The organism is Bacillus sp. 17RED48 (genome assembly GCF_019837545.1).
Classification (GTDB): domain Bacteria; phylum Bacillota; class Bacilli; order Bacillales; family Bacillaceae_G; genus Bacillus_A; species Bacillus_A wiedmannii.
In genome coordinates this window covers 17,167-36,358 of sequence record NZ_JADAXG010000016.1, presented here as the reverse complement: position 1 = coordinate 36,358, position 19,192 = coordinate 17,167, and the positions used below count along the sequence as shown (strand labels likewise).

Genomic DNA, 19,192 nt, shown 5'->3' with positions numbered 1-19,192 from the left:
TTTTATTAACTATTATATAACCATTATATAATAGTTAATAAAACGTTGAAAAATCACTCTGTTTGGTATAAAATAAAGTTAACATTATATAAGCGTTACATAACTGATATATAAGTATTAATAATTTAAAGGAGTCGATAAAATGACTAAAGTATTTGCAATTGATCACGGGAATGGCGCTGTAAAAATGCGTACAGATGTGTTTAAAAAGACACTTCCAGCAATCTATTCATTTTCTTCTAATGTAGGAGAAGCGTTGTCTGGTGGGAAGATGAAGCTTAAAACATATAAACTTGAAGGTACAGAATATGTTTGGGGCGATGACATAATTAAAGTGAACAATACTTTAAACACATACGCTCAACAAAATCGTTATAAAACTAATCAGTATAAAACACTATCAAAAATTGCATTAGCTGAAATGGCTGCTAAAACAAATGTAAAAAGTTACGATGAAATCTTAGTTGTAACAGGTGTTCCAAGCCAAGAAATTGGAACAAAAGCCGTTGATGAAATTAAAGAAGTTTATCAAGGAACTCATGAGCTTGAGGTAAATGGAAAAAAAGTAACGTTAAATGTTGTAGATGTTATTGTTCTTGCTCAACCAGTAGGAACAGTTATGAGCCGTTATTTAGATGAAGATGGATTTGTAGCAGATGATTCTTATGAAGATATGACAGTAGGTATTATTGATATCGGAACTGGTACAACAGATTTAGATGTAATCTCTATGCTGCGTCGTGAAAAAGAATCTACTTCTGTTCCAAAAGGAATGCATGATGTTTATGAACCAATCGTAGCTAAAATTAAAAAAGAAACAAGTGCAACTATTAATGATTATAAATTAGAAAAAGTATTTGAAGAAGGTGCTTACCAAGCTTCAAAGCGTATGGATCCAATTGATTTTAATGATGAAAAAACTGCTTCGATTAAAGAAGTTTATGATTTTATCGTAAACGGAGTAAATAATGCATGGAAAACATTTGACCGCTTTGATGAAGTACTAGTTTCTGGTGGTGGTGCGAATACATTCCATGAGTTATTGGAAGAATGGATTGGTAAAGTAACAAAATTAGAAGAAAGCCAAACTGCAAACGTGGAGGGCTTCTACAGATACGGTAAATTTGAGGTAGGCGAAGAAGATGGCGAATAAGGTATATCCTCTTTCTTATGATGATGTATTAGATAAAGATATTAAAGATTGGTTAGAATCTTTACCACGTAATAGAAAAGCTGAAATGGTACGTACTGCTATTAGACAATACATGCATACTAGTGGTTCTATTATTATTTCTCCAATAAAAGAAGAAAAAGTAGAGCCTAAAAAAGTTGAAAGAAAACGCCCCAAGTTAGGTAGGGGCGGTAATTTCGAAAAAGAGTAAATAAAATTGAATATAAAAAGAGAACGCTCTTCCCAGCTTGCCGGCACGAAAGAGCGTTCTCTACACTTTGAAAATCTGAAAGGATGATTTAACAATGTCAAATACCCTATTCAAATTAACTACTAGTGAGCCTATTCTACCACAAACACGTAGCAAAAAGGAACTGTTCGGAACAATCCGCTCATTCTTTGTGAGAAAGTACCAGAGATTAAATGAGTGGTTCGGTATTGAAGACTGTAAATCTGATCGTATTTGGTACTATGGAACATTATCTATTATGTTTTTTCTCCCTGCTGCTACTTATGTTCTTTCTAAATTGATATGGTCTTAGATGAAATGGTGATATAATCATTTTTGCGTATATTGTGTCATCATCTTGATAGTGATGGCACTTTTTTATAATTTGTGGAGATGGTTTACTATAATCAAACTAGAAAGGATGACTAAATTTAGTCATCTTTTTTTGTTGTGAATATTATTCTTGTAGGATGGTGATTTGGAATGTTTTACTCCATTTAGATATGATTTTATACATTAAATAATTGTTAGGATATGAGTGTTAGTCCGACCTAACAAAATGGGAAATACACTAAACCCAGATGTATAAAGGGATGTAGACGTTCATAGCACGTTAGTTTGCATCCCAACTTCAGCGTACAACTTTAACTATCCATATTCTATATAATTTATCACTCTATTTTCGTTAGGACGGACTAACAAAAAAGGTAGTTGATATTTTATTTTTTATCGAAAAATAAAAAACAAGGAATATATTTCAGCAGAAATGCATATACTGAAAACGTAAGTTTCGTTTGTTTCATAAGTTTCGTAAGTTTCGAATTTGTGTTATAATGAAAGGGGGGAGTGATATGGACATGGCACAAGCAATCACAGACTTGTTAGAGGGAATCAAATTAGACGGTAATAATCCAGAACAATTAGCATCTAGAAACGCACAGTTATATGTGAAGATGGTAAAATTAGCTACTGAGATAACAAAAATGCAATCTAATTTGTATAAGGAACTCAACGAAACAGAAAAGGCAGCAGTTAAGGTGGTGATGTCAAAAACAGAAGTTAATAATTATCCAGAATTTTTAACAACGCAAGATGTGGCTAAAATTTTACGAATATCTACTCAAATGGTTAGACGATATTGCGCAGATGGTAAAATTGATGCTACACAAAGGATGGAAGGAACTGGAGCATGGTTAATTAAAACAGATCAGTTCTTAGATCATCCAGATTTACCAAAAGTTTTAAATTCGAGAAAACAGAACCAACAAAAATCCATTGGTTTTGCCAAAACGATGCTAGAACTTTTAAATAAATAGAGAGAAATATAAATTTATTGAGGGGGAACCTTATTTATGCAAGAAGAAACGTTGCACTCATATACACAATTTTTACTAGATACAAATGCATTTAGATACCAAGCAACCCCGGGTTCGCCTTATCAAGGAGTCGCCAATCGATTTTGGGAGAAGACGTTGGAGAGAGTTGATAAAGGTGAACTTGGCCTTTATACTGCAAATGAAGTGGTAAGAGAATTAGAAGTACAATCGCATTCTGTACATCCGGATGAAGCAAAAATTATTCACCAAGTTCTCTTACCGCAAATTGAAAAACTTGATTTTTTATATGATGCTGAAGCGGAACATTTGGTAAGACAAGCTTCTGCTTTTTTAAGTCACAATTATGAAATTGCTTTACCAAGTGGTAAGACACTGAAAAAGTACCCAGGGGTAGGGGATGCCCGTATTTTATTAACCGCGTATGAAAATGATTGCGAAATCATCACTGCAAATGTTAATGACTTCATGTTGTATCCACTCTTATATCCTCAAACAGGGAAAGTTTTATATGACCTCCTACGAGAACAATATGTTGAGATTGATCCACAACTGTATGAACGTATTCAAAAAGATGCAAGATTCATTGCATTTAAGTCCAAGATTGAAAAATACAAGATTATTTAGTTAGTAATTTTGGATTTTTCAATCTCATATTTGGACTATGTACGTAGTACATAGTTATTTAAACAAAAAAGGGCATGCCTGTAATTAGGCATGCCCTTTTTATTTACTTCACATACACATAGGCTTCATTTGCAGTTACATAGTATGTTGTTCCTTTACTGTTGTGTACTTTGTATTGTGGTGAACCATTCACTGATACTTTAGCATCAATAGTAAATCCTAGTCCCTCATCTACAGTTCCAACTACATCTGCATCAGACCATGAGGCAGCGTCATAGAAACGAAGGTTGTCCACTTTAGAAACAACGCGTTTACCTACTACAGAACTTGCAGCAGAAGTTTGTTCCCCTTGATATTTAATGTAGGATGGATTGTTATAAATCCATTGATTACCACCAAGATTTAACCAATTACCTTGTTTTCCCCATACTTGATAGGATTCCTCTTTACTTAATTGACGGATAATACCGTAATTTGTTGATGGCCCACTTCTAAGGTTTACATTATACCCATCGATATAAGCGACTCCTGTTGCTCCTACAACGTTTTGAATAGGTTCTTGTGGTTTTGGTTTAACTGTAACCGTCGCGCCCTCATATGCCTTTTGTACGTCTGCTCTGAATTGTGATTCTGATACGCCATGACTACGTAGATAATCAAGCGGATCTTCGTGGTCGGTGCCACCTAATTTATAAGTAATATCTTTATGTGTCCATAATCCTTTGCTTGGATGAATTCCTCTATCTTTTAAAATTTTAGCTAATAGTTTTACATAACGTTCGTAAGAAGATTTAAATTTAGCTGGATTACTAGTTTCGGAAAGTTCTACGTGAACAAATCTTTTATTTGCAGCTGGACCAGCGCCATAAGCAATATATTTTGTATCGGCAATTTGGATTGTTTCATCCCAATCTACTGCATAATGAACAAAAGCAGAACGCCATGTACGAGATTCGTAGCGCTGAATGTTGATTGCTGGTGCTTCTGGTGTTGCTGTACTATGTGCTACAACGCCCTCATACACGCCTACACCGTTGCGATATGCTTGTTTCGGTAAGTCTTGGATAATTAATACTCTATCAGCAAATGAAGCCGTAGCGAACGAAAATAGGAGTAATAGAGTCATAAATAATGAACTAAATAGTTTAATTGGTTTTTTCATTGTGTATTTTCCCCTTTTTAGCCAAACAAAAAGAGCACTGTCTTTTGACAATGCTCTACTTATGTAAGACGTGTATTTTATTGTTTGTACTGTTTTTCTTTTCTTGCATCAGATCTTTGGATTTTCGCTTGGATTTCGGATGCTACACTTTCTAGCAACCATGCAGGAATCCACTTTTCCCAGCCGATTCGTGCACAGTTTGCAGCGAAACTATTAAAAATGTGATAACTCAATCCGCCCACTACCATGAAGAAAAAGAAATCTGGTAGTTTAAGAGCGATATCAAACAGATGTGCAAGAGCTGGTAATGATAAAAGCACCACGGTTCTCGTGATGCCCTCAATTCCGTATTGGCTGCTGTATGTTCCATCTAGCTTTGAAGCTTTACTACCAGTAATCCAGTCCAACATGATAATCCAGCAGTAGATTCCAATCCAAATTACATTTGCCTTACCATATAGCAAATTAATTAATGTTCCTAGTCCTCCGCTTATAATGCCACCCACTTTAAATTGAGTACTTGTAATTACATCAGAAATATTCAATGCCTTGATGAGTTCTTGAATTCTTTCCAATTTCTCACCCCCTTTCAAATTTTGGCCAAAATAAAAAAAGCCTGCTGCTGCACGCTTGGTTTTAATCGTGTGATAGATGGATATTGAAATAAATCGGTTCAAAAGCCATGTAATTCACATCTTTTATGATTTTTACCCAAAAATCTTTACTGCTTCCTGCATCTAATGTTTCAATAGCTAGTTCATCGGTATAGTTAGATCCATCTAACGATAAATACGCCCAGGTGTAACCGAATTTCTCCATGTATTGTTGGATTGCTACTTTTACATTACTAACTGTACCAACATTATCATTTGTTAGCGTCATTTTAACGAGTCGTTCTGTTTCGGTCATATACCCTAAATGTGTTGGATCCGTTTCATCTAATTCTTTTGTATTCATCGATATGTGTAGAGAAGAACCCATACAATACATATCGCCACCAAAGAATGTTGTTTGTCTTTTTGCTACTAATGTTCCATCTTCATCATATATTTCTACGATTCCCTCAAATTCTAAAGAAGGTAAAGGAATATCTATTCCTGTATTTGCTGCTTCTACAAAACTTGTAGAAATAACATTTTCTGCAGCATCTTTTAATACAACTTTATACTTTTCATATAATTGGCGCAGGCGTAATAGATTACTTGTAGTAATAATGATTTTATTTATGTCTAATGGTGTAAACCCTTCTGCATTTCCTTTTTTCAGTACAACGCCAATTTTATGAGCTTCTAACTGCTCACTACGTACGTAATCAAACGTTACATCTGTTTTATTATAAAAGTCCCATTGGTTTTCTTTACATACGGCCATCCATTCTTTTGGATTCGGGGAATCACTTACATTCATCGATTCAAGGAATTCAATATTGTTGGCTTCGTTTTTATAAATGAGTAATCCGCCTTGATCCCCTTCTTTTGTAGGAGCATAATCCGCAATAACTTGTATTGCAAAGTTACTTTGCGGCTTATCGATTAAAAGCATAACGTCTTTATCTGCCGAATGATTCATACGTAAGAATCCTTTTTTGATAGCACTGTTAAATGCAGTTGATGGTGACATTAGCCATTTTGGATTTAAGGAATCAAAATCATCTACAAATATTTTCCCACTTTCTTTTTCGTATAAGGATACTTTTGGTTTTTTTATTACATCTTGTGAAATCAATTCGCCATTCTGAATATCAACAGCATCAAATATAAAGGATGGTGTGGAAACTTTAACGGTATGAACTCCATCTTGCAAATATAATTTTTGGAATGCTAGTCCTTGAATGGCGTAGGTTGGATGATATCCTTTAAAGGTTTCAGATACACCGTCAATTGTTATAGTTGAATCTACGTTATAAGCGGGTGTAGAAGACAAAGTAGCTATAAGTCTGATGCCCGTACCTTTAAAGGTAAATTCGAATTCGCCAGCTGTACTATTAGATGTGTTTTTAGAATGAAGCGTTTTATTATAATTATCTAATGGAGTATTAGTTGATACGGACCATGGACCGGCATAACTAATTAATGGATCCGTATCATCAAACCGTTTCCAACCTGGTTCTGGTTGAAGTAATTGGTCCCCTACTTTAGCACTTAAATCTGCGTAATCAACAGCAGTTAAAACCGTATAAAGGTCCTTATCACTTGAACCAGTAGTGAAACCATCATAAGTTACCTCTACTCTATGAGTGCCACTAGGTAAATCTAATTTCTCAAAACAAACTCTAAACATTACTGCACTGTTATAAATCACTGAGCCTTTAATCCAATTCCCACCATTTATTCTTACTTTTATGTTATAACGATGTGCAGAATAATACTTTTGCATTATTCTAAAAGCTGTTCCAGTAAATGTGAATGAAAATATATCATCATTTGTATTTTGGGGTCCATAAAATGCAAGCCAACAGCCTTCTGCAGAAGGATTATCATTTCCACCTACTATAGACCAACTAGAACTTGGGTATTTATCCGTACTTCTTACACCTTGAAAAAAAGTGTTAACGTTATCGAGTTGGAAATACTTACGATTCCATCCAGATTCCGGTTTCAGTAAACTATTACCTAATTGGGGGGTTGCCATTCTATCACCTTCCCGTTACCTCGTTTTCTTCCAATTTGAATTTGTCCACCAAGATTGGCGGCTGTGACGTAGCCATAACTTCGGATCATCATTCTCTTTTTCGATAACTATTAATTCATCTGGTTTTTCTGTATCAAGTACTCTCTCCAGTTTGAATTGTTCAGTATCCTCTAGAACTGATTCTCGTTCTGGTATGCGTTCAAATCGCTCATATTCCTCTGTAACGCTCTCTAATTCATGTTCCTTATCAAATGTATCCACTTCGTTAGTCAAAGCTTCTACAACATCCTGCCGCTCTAATAATTCATATTCACTAACGGTTGCATATTGTTCAGATTCTCTTGCTACATCTATAGTTTCAATTACTTCTGTATCTGTTGATATAACTTCTTTATCCGCTGGTGTGATGTCAGAGATAACTCCGCCTTCAAATTCACGTATACCAATAAAGGATTCTTGTTCTGTAATAAGAGCTTGTTGTGTATTTTGTTTATAAGAATCGTCTAAATCGATACATTGAGCATCTAAGGTAACCGGAACGATGTTAGAATCTACTTCTTCATTTACTATAGTTATAAGTTCCTTTTCTACTTTTTCGGATACAACTGTTTGATCTATTTGCATTTGCATTACTTGTGATAATTTAGAAGCATCTTCAAAGAACGTAATGCGTGTTTCTAGTTCCTTGTGAATACGGCCGAATAAATCAAATTCAGGAAGGTATACAGGAATCCCCATACCTTCAAATAAATCAAATTCTTCTATGGAAGCTGGTAATTCTTTTATTGTTTTATTAGCCATAAAATCAGGGTCTTCTATAGTAGTGAGAATATCTTGTGTTTTTAATTCGGATAAAATGCTTTCAGCTACATCTACAAGTACTGGTGAACCTTCCTTATCCGCACTAACTAATTCAAATACATCCGCTTGTGATTCATTTAATAAGCGATCAGCACCGTCTATATGTGCAATATTTGCAGTTAATTCGGTTAAACGTATAAATTCCTCTTTGCTGCTTTCTATTACTTCAAATGTATTTTGTATTTTTAGTGCAGTGGTACTTGCAGCGATATCTTCAACCGATAAAATACGCGAAGTAATTTCGCTTTCTTGTGAATTTGTAACTTCTACGGTAAATACACTTTCTTTCTTTACAGATACCTGTGTATCGTGATGAATAGTTTCAAGTTCTTTTACGATTAGCTCGGAATTATGAATTTGTACGATATCAGCATACTGATCATTTATTCTTTCAAATGTATATGGTTCGCTGCTTTCTGTAGCAAATACATCTACATGCTTATTTGAATCATTTATCATAATAGAATCTGCATAAAGTTCCTTCATCCGAATAGAAGAGTCAAAATCTATACGAGTAGCATCTATAACAGGTTCTCTTGCTGCAGTTGTTAAATCTTCACCTGGAAGTAGGTCTGCATTTTCTATTTTCTTACGTTCAAAATCATGTTGTATGTCAATATTCGTTGCTAATTCCCTTTGAATTCTAGCGAACAAGTCGTAGTCAGGAAGGTAAACAGGAGTCCCCATACCTTCGAACAAATCGAATTCTTCTAAAGAAGCCTGTAATTCATGTTCAGTTGCAAATGTTGCGTAATCATCTGGCAAACGGGTTTCTATTTCTTTTCGTTTTGTATCACCACAAACTTCTGTGTTAATTATTGCAGCGATGGCTGGAGAAACAATATTTGATATAGCGCCCTCGTTATATTCTCCATGCATTTCCCTAGTTACAATTGAACTTATATCTTCATAAAATTCTTCACCATATAGTACACGAGCGACTTTTACCCATTCTGGTAATTCATCCACACCAGCAGCTACGAATTCACGTAATTTATTTTTTAATATATCCTGCTCTATAATTTGAGCTGCTTCGTATTCTCTGGTTATAAGTTGTGATTCATCTGTATGATGTACAACTACGTTTCTTTCATTTGGTCTTTCGCTCTCTACCCCTTCGATATGGTCTATATCGAAAATTCGTTCATGTTGTATGGATTCATCCGCAGAAATAAGTTGCACTGGAATACTATCGATACGTTGAGACTGCTGCGTTTCCAAATTAGCCAAATTAATAATTCGATTTAATTCGAAATCAGTTGTGTTAGAAATAGAAGCGTCAATTTCATTTTGTCTTAGTGCTTCCTCAACTACACTAGATAAGATTCCCTTAGCCCGTACTTTCGTAGCAGTGACCGCTGCATTATCTTCTCTAACCGCTTTATGTCTTGCATAAGGAGCGATACAAATTGGATACTCAACATCATTCTTGTTTTCCGTATTTGCCGGAGTAATAGAAAAAGAATAGGTTCTCTGATTTCTATTAGGTCCATAACCAATTGTGACAACATGACTTTTTTCTTTGGTACATATAGAAGGGGAAGCAATAGAATAAACTTTTTCACTCATTCTTCTGCTACCCCCTTATCTTTAAATATCTTCTTTGTAGATTGCTAAGCCAATTGGATTGAAAGGCGTTGCTTTTGCTTGTGTCATAGGTGAAACGGGTGTTGTTGGCAATGTATAGCGGTATAATTGTGCCATTTCATAATAAGCTATGATTTCAGCATCATTTACTGGTGGTTCATTAAATGTAATGGTTTTATCATCGGAATTGTACACATATTCTCCCTTTGGAACCTCTATACAAGATCGTAATATCTTCAAGGTATCACCTTTAGGTTTGTGTTCTAAGTGAAACACCTTCCGCGCCCCGTTACCTTTTCCTAAAACTTCATTAGAAACTGTTTTTTCAATTTCTAATTCATCAGCTTGCTGGATGTTTTTTGGATGGACCGCATAAACATCATCCAATTTACCCACATACCCATCATTAGGATGAACAATATACACTTGAGATAAATGGTATTTACCACTATACACAGACGGATTAAAGCGGCCCTGCCCATTATCAACATCCATATTATGAGTAATGAAAGAAAGATAATGATGTTGATACATAGAGCCTGTATAAGATTGTGCCAATTGTACCGTTTCATTACCATTACTTGTACTTTCTCCATAATCTATTGTTGCATTTCCTACTTTTTTATTTGCAGAATATACAAATTGATCACCTGTACGGCAACCTGCTGCAATTATCATATTTCTTCGTGGTGCATTATCAAATGTGTACATTCGTCCAATATAAACAGGGACGAATAAAGCGCGAACGGGAGCTGGTGTTGGATCTACGCGCATAAACATTGCTATACGATCTCTATTGGCATTTCCATACATATAAACAACAGAATCTCGTTTCCAGTCTCTTGTAAACCGTTTTTCTGGTGTGAAACTAATCGGTGTATACGGTGAAGGATTGGCGAAATTTAACACTGAATACACTTCATTCATAATGGCTAACATATCCTCTGTATCAAAAGATTTCGTTGCTGTTAGTGTGTCTATGGTTCCATCTGCTTTAGGTTCAACTGTATAGAAGCCAGCCATTTTAATATTATCCGTACTTGCAGGTGCTTTTTTAAATACAATCTTTGTTTCGGTAAATGTGTATTCTTCTGGCGAGATAATGGTATCATTTTTATAAAAAATGGTGCGAGACTCATCAAAATTAGGGAACGGATATTGAAACTCTGTTTTTGTTCCATTCCCATTCCCTAAATTACTTGCTTGATCTGATAGTTTTAATTCTTTTTCAATAAAGTATTGGCTGTAAGTAAAGAAAATCATATCGTTTGAAGGCTCATAAGCATCACTAGCAAGTCGGCATTCGTATGTAATTTTATCGTTCTTCGCTGGTGCGTCAGTAAACTTAATTTCTCCAGTACGAGCATTCACTGTGTAACCTTTTTTATCTTTTACGATACTATTTATATAAACAATAAGAGAGCTTTCTGTGACTGGAAATACGGGCATTTGAAATTCTTTCTTTGTGCCGTCACCTATACCTAATTTACCTAATGGAGAATCCGCTGTAATGTATCTATTATCGGTAAAATCTGATAGATTCGTATCGTACGCAGTTGCTACACCTAGTTTTCTACGTTCTCCATCACTTCCGGCTGCTTCAAATAAACGAACATCGATAAACTTACTAATTCCACTACGAATCCTAAAAAATAGTTTTCTACTCCATCCGTTAGTGGTAAACATTTTTTCTAAGTCATTTGGTAATGTTTGCAAATACGTTATTTTATCAAACCACATTTATATTCATCCGCCTTTATCTTGTTTTTTCGTAAATTCCTAATCCAGCTGGTCGATAAGCAGTAGCAGGTAATTTTGTAATTGGTGAAATTGCATCGACCGTAAAGAAACGATAAATATCATGAGTATCTGGACAAGTATTTTGCCTTACCTTTAATTTATCTCCATTTAATAAGCCTAAAGGTGATAGTAGAACGATATAAGGCATATAACCACGAACGCCTTCTTCCGGATGAACAATATAAGCTCGTGACGTATGGACTTTATTGCTATAAACAGAAGGATTAAATTGATATTTATATTCATCATTCTCATGATTTTGCCATGCATTGGGATATTGGCCGCCTGTCGTACTTTTTCTATCTGGTGGCATCATGTTAGGTGGAACATTCCATGCTAGATAATGAGCTTGATATCTTGCTCCAAAACGTGATCGCTTGATTATGATGTTATCAATACCGTTACCTGGGCTTTTAGGATACGATTTTGTCCTTGGCATATATTTTTTAACATCCCTAAATGGAGTTTTACTTTCAAAGTCATATTTATGCGCGCTTGCTTCATCGCCTGCGTCATAAGCCGTTCCTGCCCAAAGAGCATCGGCAATTGTATCATCAGCTGCATAGCTTTCTAATTTCCCCATATAAACAGGAATTACAGGAACAGAGTTATTATCGAAAGCAGGCGTTCTATCAGCTTGTATTAGAAGAACCACACGGGATTTATCTACTTGTCCCGTAATACGAACCATTGAATCAGGCCACCAATTCGAATCGGCGTCTATTTTTGTTAGTTTAGGGTTTCTAAATGAACATTTTACCCAAGGGGACATCATCAATTCAGGTAGATCTGTATAATCGTAGTTATATGTGTAATAAACTTCCCCATCACTAGGACGTACGTTTCTAACTTCAGTCACCTTTACGTCAGCTAATTCAACATCCATAATATTTTGAAATTCCATACCTTCTTCAGCGCCCATAGGAATTACGCTATTGTCTTGATAATTTGGAACTTGTTCTATCATGTATAGATACATACAAGAACGATCTTTATATCTTGGATTATCTTCTACATAAGATTGAAATTCTGTTTTGCCTTTATCTGTAGAGAAATCAATATTTAGTTTTGTTTTAGTCTCCCAAGCCCAAGTTTGAACGATGCCGTACATGCCACCATCTGAATTTTGTAAGATAACATGTTTTGCACACCAAAATTGATATAATTTAGTAATGTTGTCTTTGTCTCCTTGCTGTTTTTCTCTTTGAATGTATTTATAAAAAGTTTTGACTTTTTTCCAACCGTTTTCAGTCATTAAATTTATGAGTGAATTATGAAAATCTGCTTCTGTAACTATTTTTTCAACGTATGCCATCTATTTCACGCTCCTAATCTCTTAATAGTTGGTAATTAAGCCATATAGTTTTTTTATCTGCTGATGCATTGTGGTATTCGAACTTTATTTCAGCGTTAGCAGGTATAGGTTTTACAACGGAGAAATTAAATCCCTCCGGCACATCTTTCACATAAACTTCTTTAAAGATTTGTTGGCCATTAATGAATAAATTCCAATAGTCCTTATCACTGTAATGTGAAGCAGCGACAGAAAAAGAAATCATTTCCGTTTCGAACGGTACTGAAAACTTATCTTTATGGATTTCATCATAAATACCAATTCTCCGCCCCTGGATAAATGGCTCTGTCTTTGTAGGGAAGTAAGGTGCGTCAAATCGCCCACCAGCCATATAGTTAACAGCAAAGCTCATAAAGTACTCTCCTTTATCTTAAAAAGTGAAATTCAAACCATACCGTTTTATCAAGAATGCCTTGATTATGGAATCGGAATGTAATTGTACTTCCTGCTGCGACTGCTTTATAAACCATAAAGTGCATACCTTCGGGGATACGCTTCGTATAGATATCCTGGCAAATAGTTTGTCCATTCACGATTAAATCCCATTTATCATCTAATTCATACATGGAGGAACTAACACTAATTGCGTAAATCTCCATATCTGCAGGTAATATATATTTCACTTCATCGGTTTTATATGATGTGGAATCCATAATGAATCCAGGTACAAATGGTTCCGTTTTTGTTGGATGAAAAGGTGGATCTAATCGACCACCAGCTAAATAGGTTGTTTCAAACAAGAGCATTCACCCTTTTCCATGTATTAAAAAATTCCCGTGCATCATTACGACACATCGGGAATTGCTAAATCAGATAGCATCCCGTTACCTTTATTAAGAAGTCGCGGCTGCACACGCTCTAATTGTTTCTTTCCGTTATATATTAATTGTGTTTCCATCGTCTTTCCTGTTATCTTGTGGGATAAGATAACCTTATCTAACATACCGTCGTCGTTAAAAACTAAATCGTAATAAAGGTATTTATCTCCATCAACAGCAGATAAGCGAGCGCCATTACGAATGAGGGTATAGCCCTCTGTCATACCTTCTTTAAATACGTTATTGGGGTCATCGCCAGGCATTGGTTTTCCACCGCTGTAAAATTCTCTATCAATTAATCCTTTCATCAAATACATAATCGGATCATATAAGTTTTTTTGCATTATCATCATATCACCCCTAATTTACCCTTGTGACAGACCATGTTTTTGCGGGACGATGAATATAATATCCATCTGGACCTATGTTTTTTCTATCAAACGTTAAATCTGGAAGAGCACCATAATCAAATAGAATATTATTCTGTGTATCTAACACTTGCAGTCGTCCTGTAAGCCACCTTAAGGGATTTCGTACAGCTTCAAATACAACTACATTTACCCCATATTCGAGTGGGATATCAACATATGTAGGTTTGTTTCGGATAAGGTAATTTTCTTCTATTAACCTATCATTGGCGTAAATGTTTATTACGTCACCATCTTCTAAATCATAATCCCAAAGTTTTAATCGTAAGGTATCTACGTTTACTGTAATACCTTCTATATCTGTATATGGAGTAGGTTCGTATCCATAGTTAACTGTTAGATCTAAAGTTTGATAGAAACCATCATCTGCTGAAATCATAGTATTAATCCCTTTTACGAAATAATTCCATTGTTGGCCAGAATCTCTGTTGTAAACAGAAATTACATCGAACAATTGAATCCTTGGATCACCAACTACCGCTACCGTTAATGTTCTAAACTTCTGTATTGCCTTTAAATGATAAGCTGCAGCTACTGCTCTTCTTGCGAAAAACGTTGTCGCCCAAGGGACTTCTATCATTTCCTCTCGCAAATCACCCTGCGATACATTTTTTAAAAGAAATGAATTAAGAAATCCGTTTGCGTAATCTCCACATTTAACAACAATGCTATTACTTATATCCTGGTCCGTTAGCTGCATATCTAATGAAATAAGGTTTTCTCCTTCTGTAAAATTAAATTTAGAAGGTTCATTAATGGCATAGTCCGGCATTTTCATAAATGTACAACTTCCATCCGGTTCATGTTTTATGTAATGGAATGTTGTATCTATAATATCGCGAACAATTTCATCCCATTTTTGAAATCTCTTACCAGTCGCTCCTTCAACGAGCCAACTTTGATTGGTACCAGGTATGTTTACGGGACTACCATGTAAGACAACCCCTGCTTTTTGGAAGAAGAATTTCACAACATCATAAACATTTCCAGTTGGTGCGACAATTTCATCCGATCCAGGTGTTGGGATTACTGATTTATGTAGAAGTTTCTTATAAGATGTTGTACAAGTGACTGAAATAGTACCACTTTCGGCATTTACCTTCACATCAGATACCAAACCATGTATATAAGGTAAAACCTCTTCACCGTAGCCAATAGATACCTTAAATTCTGTTTGTGGATACAGTTGATTTGTATTTGTTACTTCACTGTTATAAAACCATTCTTGAATAGAGGAAAACTTACCATACCAATTATCAGGAGCCATTTGACCGTATTCATTTGCAAAGGTAATAGTAAATGTACTTGCGAATTGGTCTGCGTTCTCCTGGACTTCTAAACCCGTTACACGGTGTTGAATTTGGACGTAAGAAGAAGAGTCCCTTTTTTTCATAAAAACAATTAAATTAGGGGAGTTATTTCCTAATTGGAAATGACTCCCCAACATTCTAATTAAAGATACAGAACCTTCCCTCATATGCCATCAACTCCAACTCCTGCTTGTGCTGTAGATATTAATTTGCATTTCGCTATTACTAATGTGCCTTTTCTTATTGTATCTACTTCGTTAGGTGGGATAATACCCCCGTATGTACCGTAATCACCGGTGATAATATGAGTACGATATATTTCCCTCATGAAATCACGCCAATATTTTATATCTCTAAATAGCAGAGTGAATTCTACTTCGCATCCTTTATTACCAGCACTTTGAAAACGCGGATATCCATGCATAACATTGTGAGTTTTTAAGCCGTCTAATGACTTTGGCATCTTTGTTTGCTCAATCATTGCAATGTTAGGAACATACCCAAATGCATGATAAGAAGCTTGGCTTACATAGGCTACATCAGAAGCACCATAGCCTATTGTTGTAAATTCAATTGTTTGCGGCCCTGCACCAACAAATATCTCTCGTGCTTCCCAAGCGTAAGGCCCTCTCGCTCTAAACCGTTCAATACCATTTACCCGAACAATAAAGTATTTATTCGGCAGCATGCCATCAGAACCAATAGGAACTTGGGACATAAAATGAAAGTTATATGTCCCTGGCCATCCAAAAGTAATGGTATATTGTATTGTGTTTTTTAATTCTACTATCTCTTCAAAGAGGTAATACGAACCTGCTTTTCTATGCAATGTTTTTAATACACTCATACATTTCGCACCGCCATTCCCATTAGATCATCAGCAACTACGTTTTGTAGCAGTTTTCTCATTTTTACAAAGTCATCTGCAGATTGTAATTTTTCAACAGCGACTCTAAATGTAGCATTTTGAATTGTTACACCTTTATCCGTTTTCTTCTCAACGTGGGTTTGTCCAGCATATGGATGCGCAGTCTTCCCAATTAAATCAGCAGAACGTGCTCCCATTTGTCCGATTTGAGTAGATACATCGGTTACTAGTTTCATTGGTTTAGGTGGAACAACGGCTTTATTTAGTAGTTCAGAAGCTCTATCGACTGCAGGAATCATTTTTTCCATCCCTACACCTAAACCTTCTGTAATAAATCCACCGAATTCCATCATTAGGCGTGAAGGAGATCGAATACCAAAGAACTTTTTAACCGCTTTTGGAATTCCGCTGACTACACCTTTTGCTTTATCAGCTACCCAACCACCCATCGCAGCCATACCTTCACCAATACCAGCAATGATATCTTTCCCCCAGCTAACTGCATCTTTTGCTACATTTTTTACAATGGATCCTACTTTACTAAATACATCTTTTACGATATCTACAATCCCTGTAAAAGTTCCGGTAATAACTTTCTTAATCGTAGCGAAATTACTTACTATGAAATCTTTAATAGCTCCAACAACGCTAAAAATTGTATTTTTAATCTTATTGAAATTATCTACCACGAAATTAACAAAGGCTCGAACTGCTCCAATGATCGTATCCCTAATAAAATTCCATGCCGCTTGAATGAAATTCTTAATCGCATTCATTACGGTAATGATTATATTTTTAATAAAGTTGAACGCATTTTGAACAGTGGTTTTAATGAAATTCAATACAGTAACAAATACCGTTTTTATAAAATTCCAGGCTGCAGAAATTATGGTTTTTATAACATTCATCGCTGTTGAAATCATATTTTTTATAAATTCGAAAGTAGCACGAATAAACGATTTCAAAAAGTTAAGGACAGTTGTAAATATCGTTTTAATGATATTCCACCCAACTCTAAAAATCGTTTGGTATGCTTTTATATAAAATGAGATTACATTTTTAATAACTTCTAAGGCGAATTTAACAACGCTTTTTAAAATATTTAAAGCGGCATTAAAAATGAATTTTATAGCAATCCACCCAAGTTCGAATGCTTTTTTCCAGAAATTAATGTAAAACTTTATAACTGTGGCTATACCGCGCCAGGCTGCTTCGAGCATTTTTCCTATAAATGATACAGAAGCATGGAAGACTTTTTTCGTACCCTCCCAAAATCCGGAAAAGAATTTAGATAAACCCGACCAGGCTGATTTTGCACCTTTTACGGTTGCGTCCCACCCCTTAGAACATGCGTCACCCATCCATTTAACGGCTTGTTTCGTATATTTAACAACAGAATCCCAATTTTTGTAAATCAAATAAACTAATCCAACAATAGCAAGTATGGCAATTGTCCAGGGATTCATGAGTAATGTCATTGCAGATCTACCGAGTATAGCGAGCGCTTTACCTATTGCACCAAACATTCCAATAAGTTTAGGCCCTACTTTTAAAAGTCCTGCAAATGCAGTACTACCTAGAAAAGCTACTGCTCTTCCTATCATTCCAAACATACCAATCAATCTAGGTCCGAGTTTTAATATACCCGTAAATAACAAAGGAACCTTAGATAATACTGGTACTAGGAATCTAAATGAACCGACAAATGCACCAACTCCACTTGTCATGAATCCCATCATGGCAATTAGTGGACCTAATACAGCAACCATACCTAAAATTGCTACGATACCAATTTGAATTGGTTTCGGTATAGAACTAAAGGCTTTTGCTGCTAATTCCACCGCTTTAATAATTGGAGGAAGGGCTACTTCTGCAATATCTAAGATGGCTTGTCCTAGTGGTTCTAGTGATGCCATCGTAGTGCGCATTAACTTTTGCCAACGAACACCAAAGGCTTCTTGCTGCGTCTTCTGCATTTTACCCATTGTGCCCTCAACGTCACCTAATGCACCATTGGCATCATTAAGACCTAGTACAGCTTGAGCACCCATGTCTTCCCATTTTGTGCCAAAAACAGCCACGCCAAGCTGGTTTGCTTTTACTTGATCGTCCATCTTACCTAAATCACCTAAGACGGCATTAAATACATCTGCAGAAGTTCCTTTACCTTTGTTGAAGTTATCCCATACTTTTTGTGTTTCGGGAGACATTTCAGCAAAAGCATTAGCTACACCTTTTGAACCATCCTGTACACGAATACCGAACTCTTTTACAAGGTCGTTAATGTAATCGAGGTTATAACTGCCATCACGGGTTCCGTTTGCCATAATGGTAAACATCTCGTTAGCAGAGAACCCGGCTTGTTTATAAAGTGGTGCATATTCGGACACATTATCAAACATTTCATTTGAATAGTTCAAACCCTCTTGTCCACCAGCAGCAAATAAATCAAATGCCTCTTTTGAAGAAATACCGAAATTAGTCATTAATTGCCCTGCACCACGGGTTACTTCATTGATATCAGAATCAAATGTTTTACCCAGTGTCATAGCACTCTTTGTAGCTTCCTCTAATTCTTCATGAGGAACTTCTTTCATATTTTGATACACTTTTATAAGGGATTGATCTACTTCTTCAATACTTTGGCCAAATCCATCTTTCCAAGTTTCTTTTGCGATTTTACCAAGGTTTTCGGCACCTTTTTCAGTAAGACCTAAAGAAGATTGGATGTTTCTTTGAGAAGTATCAAAATCAGAAGCTACTTTAACTGCTGCAGCACCAATACCAGCTAAAGGTAATGAAACACCAGCGGTCATATTAGCGCCTGTTTCTTGCATCTTACTACCTACATGGCTAATTGATTCCCCTGCTTTTTGGAACTTATCATGCATTCCATTTGCAGTCTTTTGTACTCGATCTTCAAACTGTTGTAAATCTTTATAAGCACCTTCTGCTTTAATACCAATCGTTCCGAACAATTGGAACATTTCAGCGAGCATTTATGCACCCCCT

17 protein-coding genes are annotated in these 19,192 nt (G+C 35.7%); 5 read left to right on the top strand and 12 right to left on the bottom strand.

Going from position 1 to position 19,192, the window contains the following annotated elements; all coding sequences use genetic code 11:
• Positions 1-142 precede the first annotated feature (142 nt).
• The 5 genes from ILT06_RS30580 (at position 143) to ILT06_RS30560 (ending at position 3,361) form a co-directional block, all read left to right on the top strand.
• Positions 143-1,153 (top strand): ParM/StbA family protein, encoded by a 1,011-nt coding sequence (locus ILT06_RS30580; protein WP_222655876.1) that lies wholly within the window; start codon positions 143-145, stop codon positions 1,151-1,153.
• Positions 1,143-1,382, top strand: a complete 240-nt coding sequence (locus tag ILT06_RS30575; RefSeq protein ID WP_001284788.1) for a hypothetical protein — start codon at positions 1,143-1,145, stop codon at positions 1,380-1,382. The genes ILT06_RS30580 and ILT06_RS30575 overlap by 11 nt, the downstream gene beginning before the upstream one ends.
• 94 nt (positions 1,383-1,476) lie before the next feature.
• A complete protein-coding gene (locus ILT06_RS30570; RefSeq protein WP_222655875.1) occupies positions 1,477-1,713 on the top strand; it encodes a hypothetical protein in 237 nt (78 codons plus the stop codon).
• Positions 1,714-2,251: 538 nt separating this feature from the next.
• Positions 2,252-2,716 carry a helix-turn-helix domain-containing protein gene (locus tag ILT06_RS30565; protein WP_261784586.1) on the top strand — a complete coding sequence of 155 codons (465 nt, stop codon included), beginning with the start codon at positions 2,252-2,254 and terminating at the stop codon, positions 2,714-2,716.
• Positions 2,717-2,752: 36 nt separating this feature from the next.
• Entirely contained in the window at positions 2,753-3,361 is a 609-nt protein-coding gene (locus ILT06_RS30560; RefSeq protein WP_222655874.1) for a PIN domain-containing protein, read from the top strand.
• A gap of 103 nt (positions 3,362-3,464) precedes the next feature.
• On the opposite strand, the gene ILT06_RS30555 is transcribed toward ILT06_RS30560, so the two are convergent.
• The 12 genes from ILT06_RS30555 to ILT06_RS30500 form a co-directional block, all read right to left on the bottom strand.
• Positions 3,465-4,523 (bottom strand): N-acetylmuramoyl-L-alanine amidase, encoded by a 1,059-nt coding sequence (locus ILT06_RS30555; protein WP_222655873.1) that lies wholly within the window; start codon positions 4,521-4,523, stop codon positions 3,465-3,467.
• A 77-nt stretch (positions 4,524-4,600) separates the two neighbouring features.
• Positions 4,601-5,098, bottom strand: coding sequence for a phage holin family protein (locus ILT06_RS30550; protein ID WP_222655904.1), 498 nt, complete (start codon positions 5,096-5,098; stop codon positions 4,601-4,603).
• A gap of 61 nt (positions 5,099-5,159) precedes the next feature.
• On the bottom strand, positions 5,160-7,154 hold the full coding sequence (locus tag ILT06_RS30545) for a hypothetical protein (protein ID WP_222655872.1): 1,995 nt from the start codon (positions 7,152-7,154) through the stop codon (positions 5,160-5,162).
• A 15-nt stretch (positions 7,155-7,169) separates the two neighbouring features.
• Positions 7,170-9,584 (bottom strand): hypothetical protein, encoded by a 2,415-nt coding sequence (locus tag ILT06_RS30540; protein WP_222655871.1) that lies wholly within the window; start codon positions 9,582-9,584, stop codon positions 7,170-7,172.
• 21 nt (positions 9,585-9,605) lie between these two features.
• Positions 9,606-11,342: a hypothetical protein gene (locus ILT06_RS30535; protein ID WP_222655870.1), complete on the bottom strand. Its 1,737-nt coding sequence runs from the start codon at positions 11,340-11,342 to the stop codon at positions 9,606-9,608.
• Between the two features lie 16 nt (positions 11,343-11,358).
• Positions 11,359-12,717, bottom strand: a complete 1,359-nt coding sequence (locus ILT06_RS30530; RefSeq protein ID WP_222655869.1) for a hypothetical protein — start codon at positions 12,715-12,717, stop codon at positions 11,359-11,361.
• A gap of 13 nt (positions 12,718-12,730) precedes the next feature.
• The gene (locus ILT06_RS30525; RefSeq protein ID WP_222655868.1) at positions 12,731-13,108 is read right to left on the bottom strand and encodes a Low copy number virion structural protein; all 378 of its coding nucleotides are present in this window, start codon (positions 13,106-13,108) and stop codon (positions 12,731-12,733) included.
• A 13-nt stretch (positions 13,109-13,121) separates the two neighbouring features.
• Positions 13,122-13,496, bottom strand: a complete 375-nt coding sequence (locus ILT06_RS30520) for a Low copy number virion structural protein (RefSeq protein WP_222655867.1) — start codon at positions 13,494-13,496, stop codon at positions 13,122-13,124.
• A gap of 44 nt (positions 13,497-13,540) precedes the next feature.
• Entirely contained in the window at positions 13,541-13,924 is a 384-nt protein-coding gene (locus ILT06_RS30515) for a hypothetical protein (protein ID WP_222655866.1), read from the bottom strand.
• A 10-nt stretch (positions 13,925-13,934) separates the two neighbouring features.
• Positions 13,935-15,479, bottom strand: a complete 1,545-nt coding sequence (locus ILT06_RS30510; RefSeq protein ID WP_222655865.1) for a hypothetical protein — start codon at positions 15,477-15,479, stop codon at positions 13,935-13,937.
• Positions 15,476-16,159 carry a hypothetical protein gene (locus ILT06_RS30505; protein WP_098103072.1) on the bottom strand — a complete coding sequence of 228 codons (684 nt, stop codon included), beginning with the start codon at positions 16,157-16,159 and terminating at the stop codon, positions 15,476-15,478. The genes ILT06_RS30510 and ILT06_RS30505 overlap by 4 nt, the downstream gene beginning before the upstream one ends.
• The gene (locus ILT06_RS30500) at positions 16,156-19,179 is read right to left on the bottom strand and encodes a phage tail tape measure protein (RefSeq protein WP_222655864.1); all 3,024 of its coding nucleotides are present in this window, start codon (positions 19,177-19,179) and stop codon (positions 16,156-16,158) included. Before ILT06_RS30500 ends, ILT06_RS30505 begins: the two co-directional genes overlap by 4 nt.
• Positions 19,180-19,192 lie beyond the last annotated feature (13 nt).

What these genes read in the sequence shown, in the direction of transcription:
- ILT06_RS30545 (WP_222655872.1), bottom strand. Translation starts at nt 7,154, where the DNA reads ATGGCAACCCCCCAATTAGGTAATAGTTTACTGAAACCGGAATCTGGA.
- ILT06_RS30565 (WP_261784586.1), top strand. Translation starts at nt 2,252, where the DNA reads ATGGACATGGCACAAGCAATCACAGACTTGTTAGAGGGAATCAAATTA.
- ILT06_RS30555 (WP_222655873.1), bottom strand. Translation starts at nt 4,523, where the DNA reads ATGAAAAAACCAATTAAACTATTTAGTTCATTATTTATGACTCTATTA.
- ILT06_RS30570 (WP_222655875.1), top strand. Translation starts at nt 1,477, where the DNA reads ATGTCAAATACCCTATTCAAATTAACTACTAGTGAGCCTATTCTACCA.
- ILT06_RS30535 (WP_222655870.1), bottom strand. Translation starts at nt 11,342, where the DNA reads ATGTGGTTTGATAAAATAACGTATTTGCAAACATTACCAAATGACTTA.
- ILT06_RS30540 (WP_222655871.1), bottom strand. Translation starts at nt 9,584, where the DNA reads ATGAGTGAAAAAGTTTATTCTATTGCTTCCCCTTCTATATGTACCAAA.
- ILT06_RS30525 (WP_222655868.1), bottom strand. Translation starts at nt 13,108, where the DNA reads ATGAGCTTTGCTGTTAACTATATGGCTGGTGGGCGATTTGACGCACCT.
- ILT06_RS30505 (WP_098103072.1), bottom strand. Translation starts at nt 16,159, where the DNA reads ATGAGTGTATTAAAAACATTGCATAGAAAAGCAGGTTCGTATTACCTC.
- ILT06_RS30575 (WP_001284788.1), top strand. Translation starts at nt 1,143, where the DNA reads ATGGCGAATAAGGTATATCCTCTTTCTTATGATGATGTATTAGATAAA.
- ILT06_RS30530 (WP_222655869.1), bottom strand. Translation starts at nt 12,717, where the DNA reads ATGGCATACGTTGAAAAAATAGTTACAGAAGCAGATTTTCATAATTCA.
- ILT06_RS30560 (WP_222655874.1), top strand. Translation starts at nt 2,753, where the DNA reads ATGCAAGAAGAAACGTTGCACTCATATACACAATTTTTACTAGATACA.
- ILT06_RS30580 (WP_222655876.1), top strand. Translation starts at nt 143, where the DNA reads ATGACTAAAGTATTTGCAATTGATCACGGGAATGGCGCTGTAAAAATG.
- ILT06_RS30500 (WP_222655864.1), bottom strand. Translation starts at nt 19,179, where the DNA reads ATGCTCGCTGAAATGTTCCAATTGTTCGGAACGATTGGTATTAAAGCA.
- ILT06_RS30515 (WP_222655866.1), bottom strand. Translation starts at nt 13,924, where the DNA reads ATGATAATGCAAAAAAACTTATATGATCCGATTATGTATTTGATGAAA.
- ILT06_RS30510 (WP_222655865.1), bottom strand. Translation starts at nt 15,479, where the DNA reads ATGAGGGAAGGTTCTGTATCTTTAATTAGAATGTTGGGGAGTCATTTC.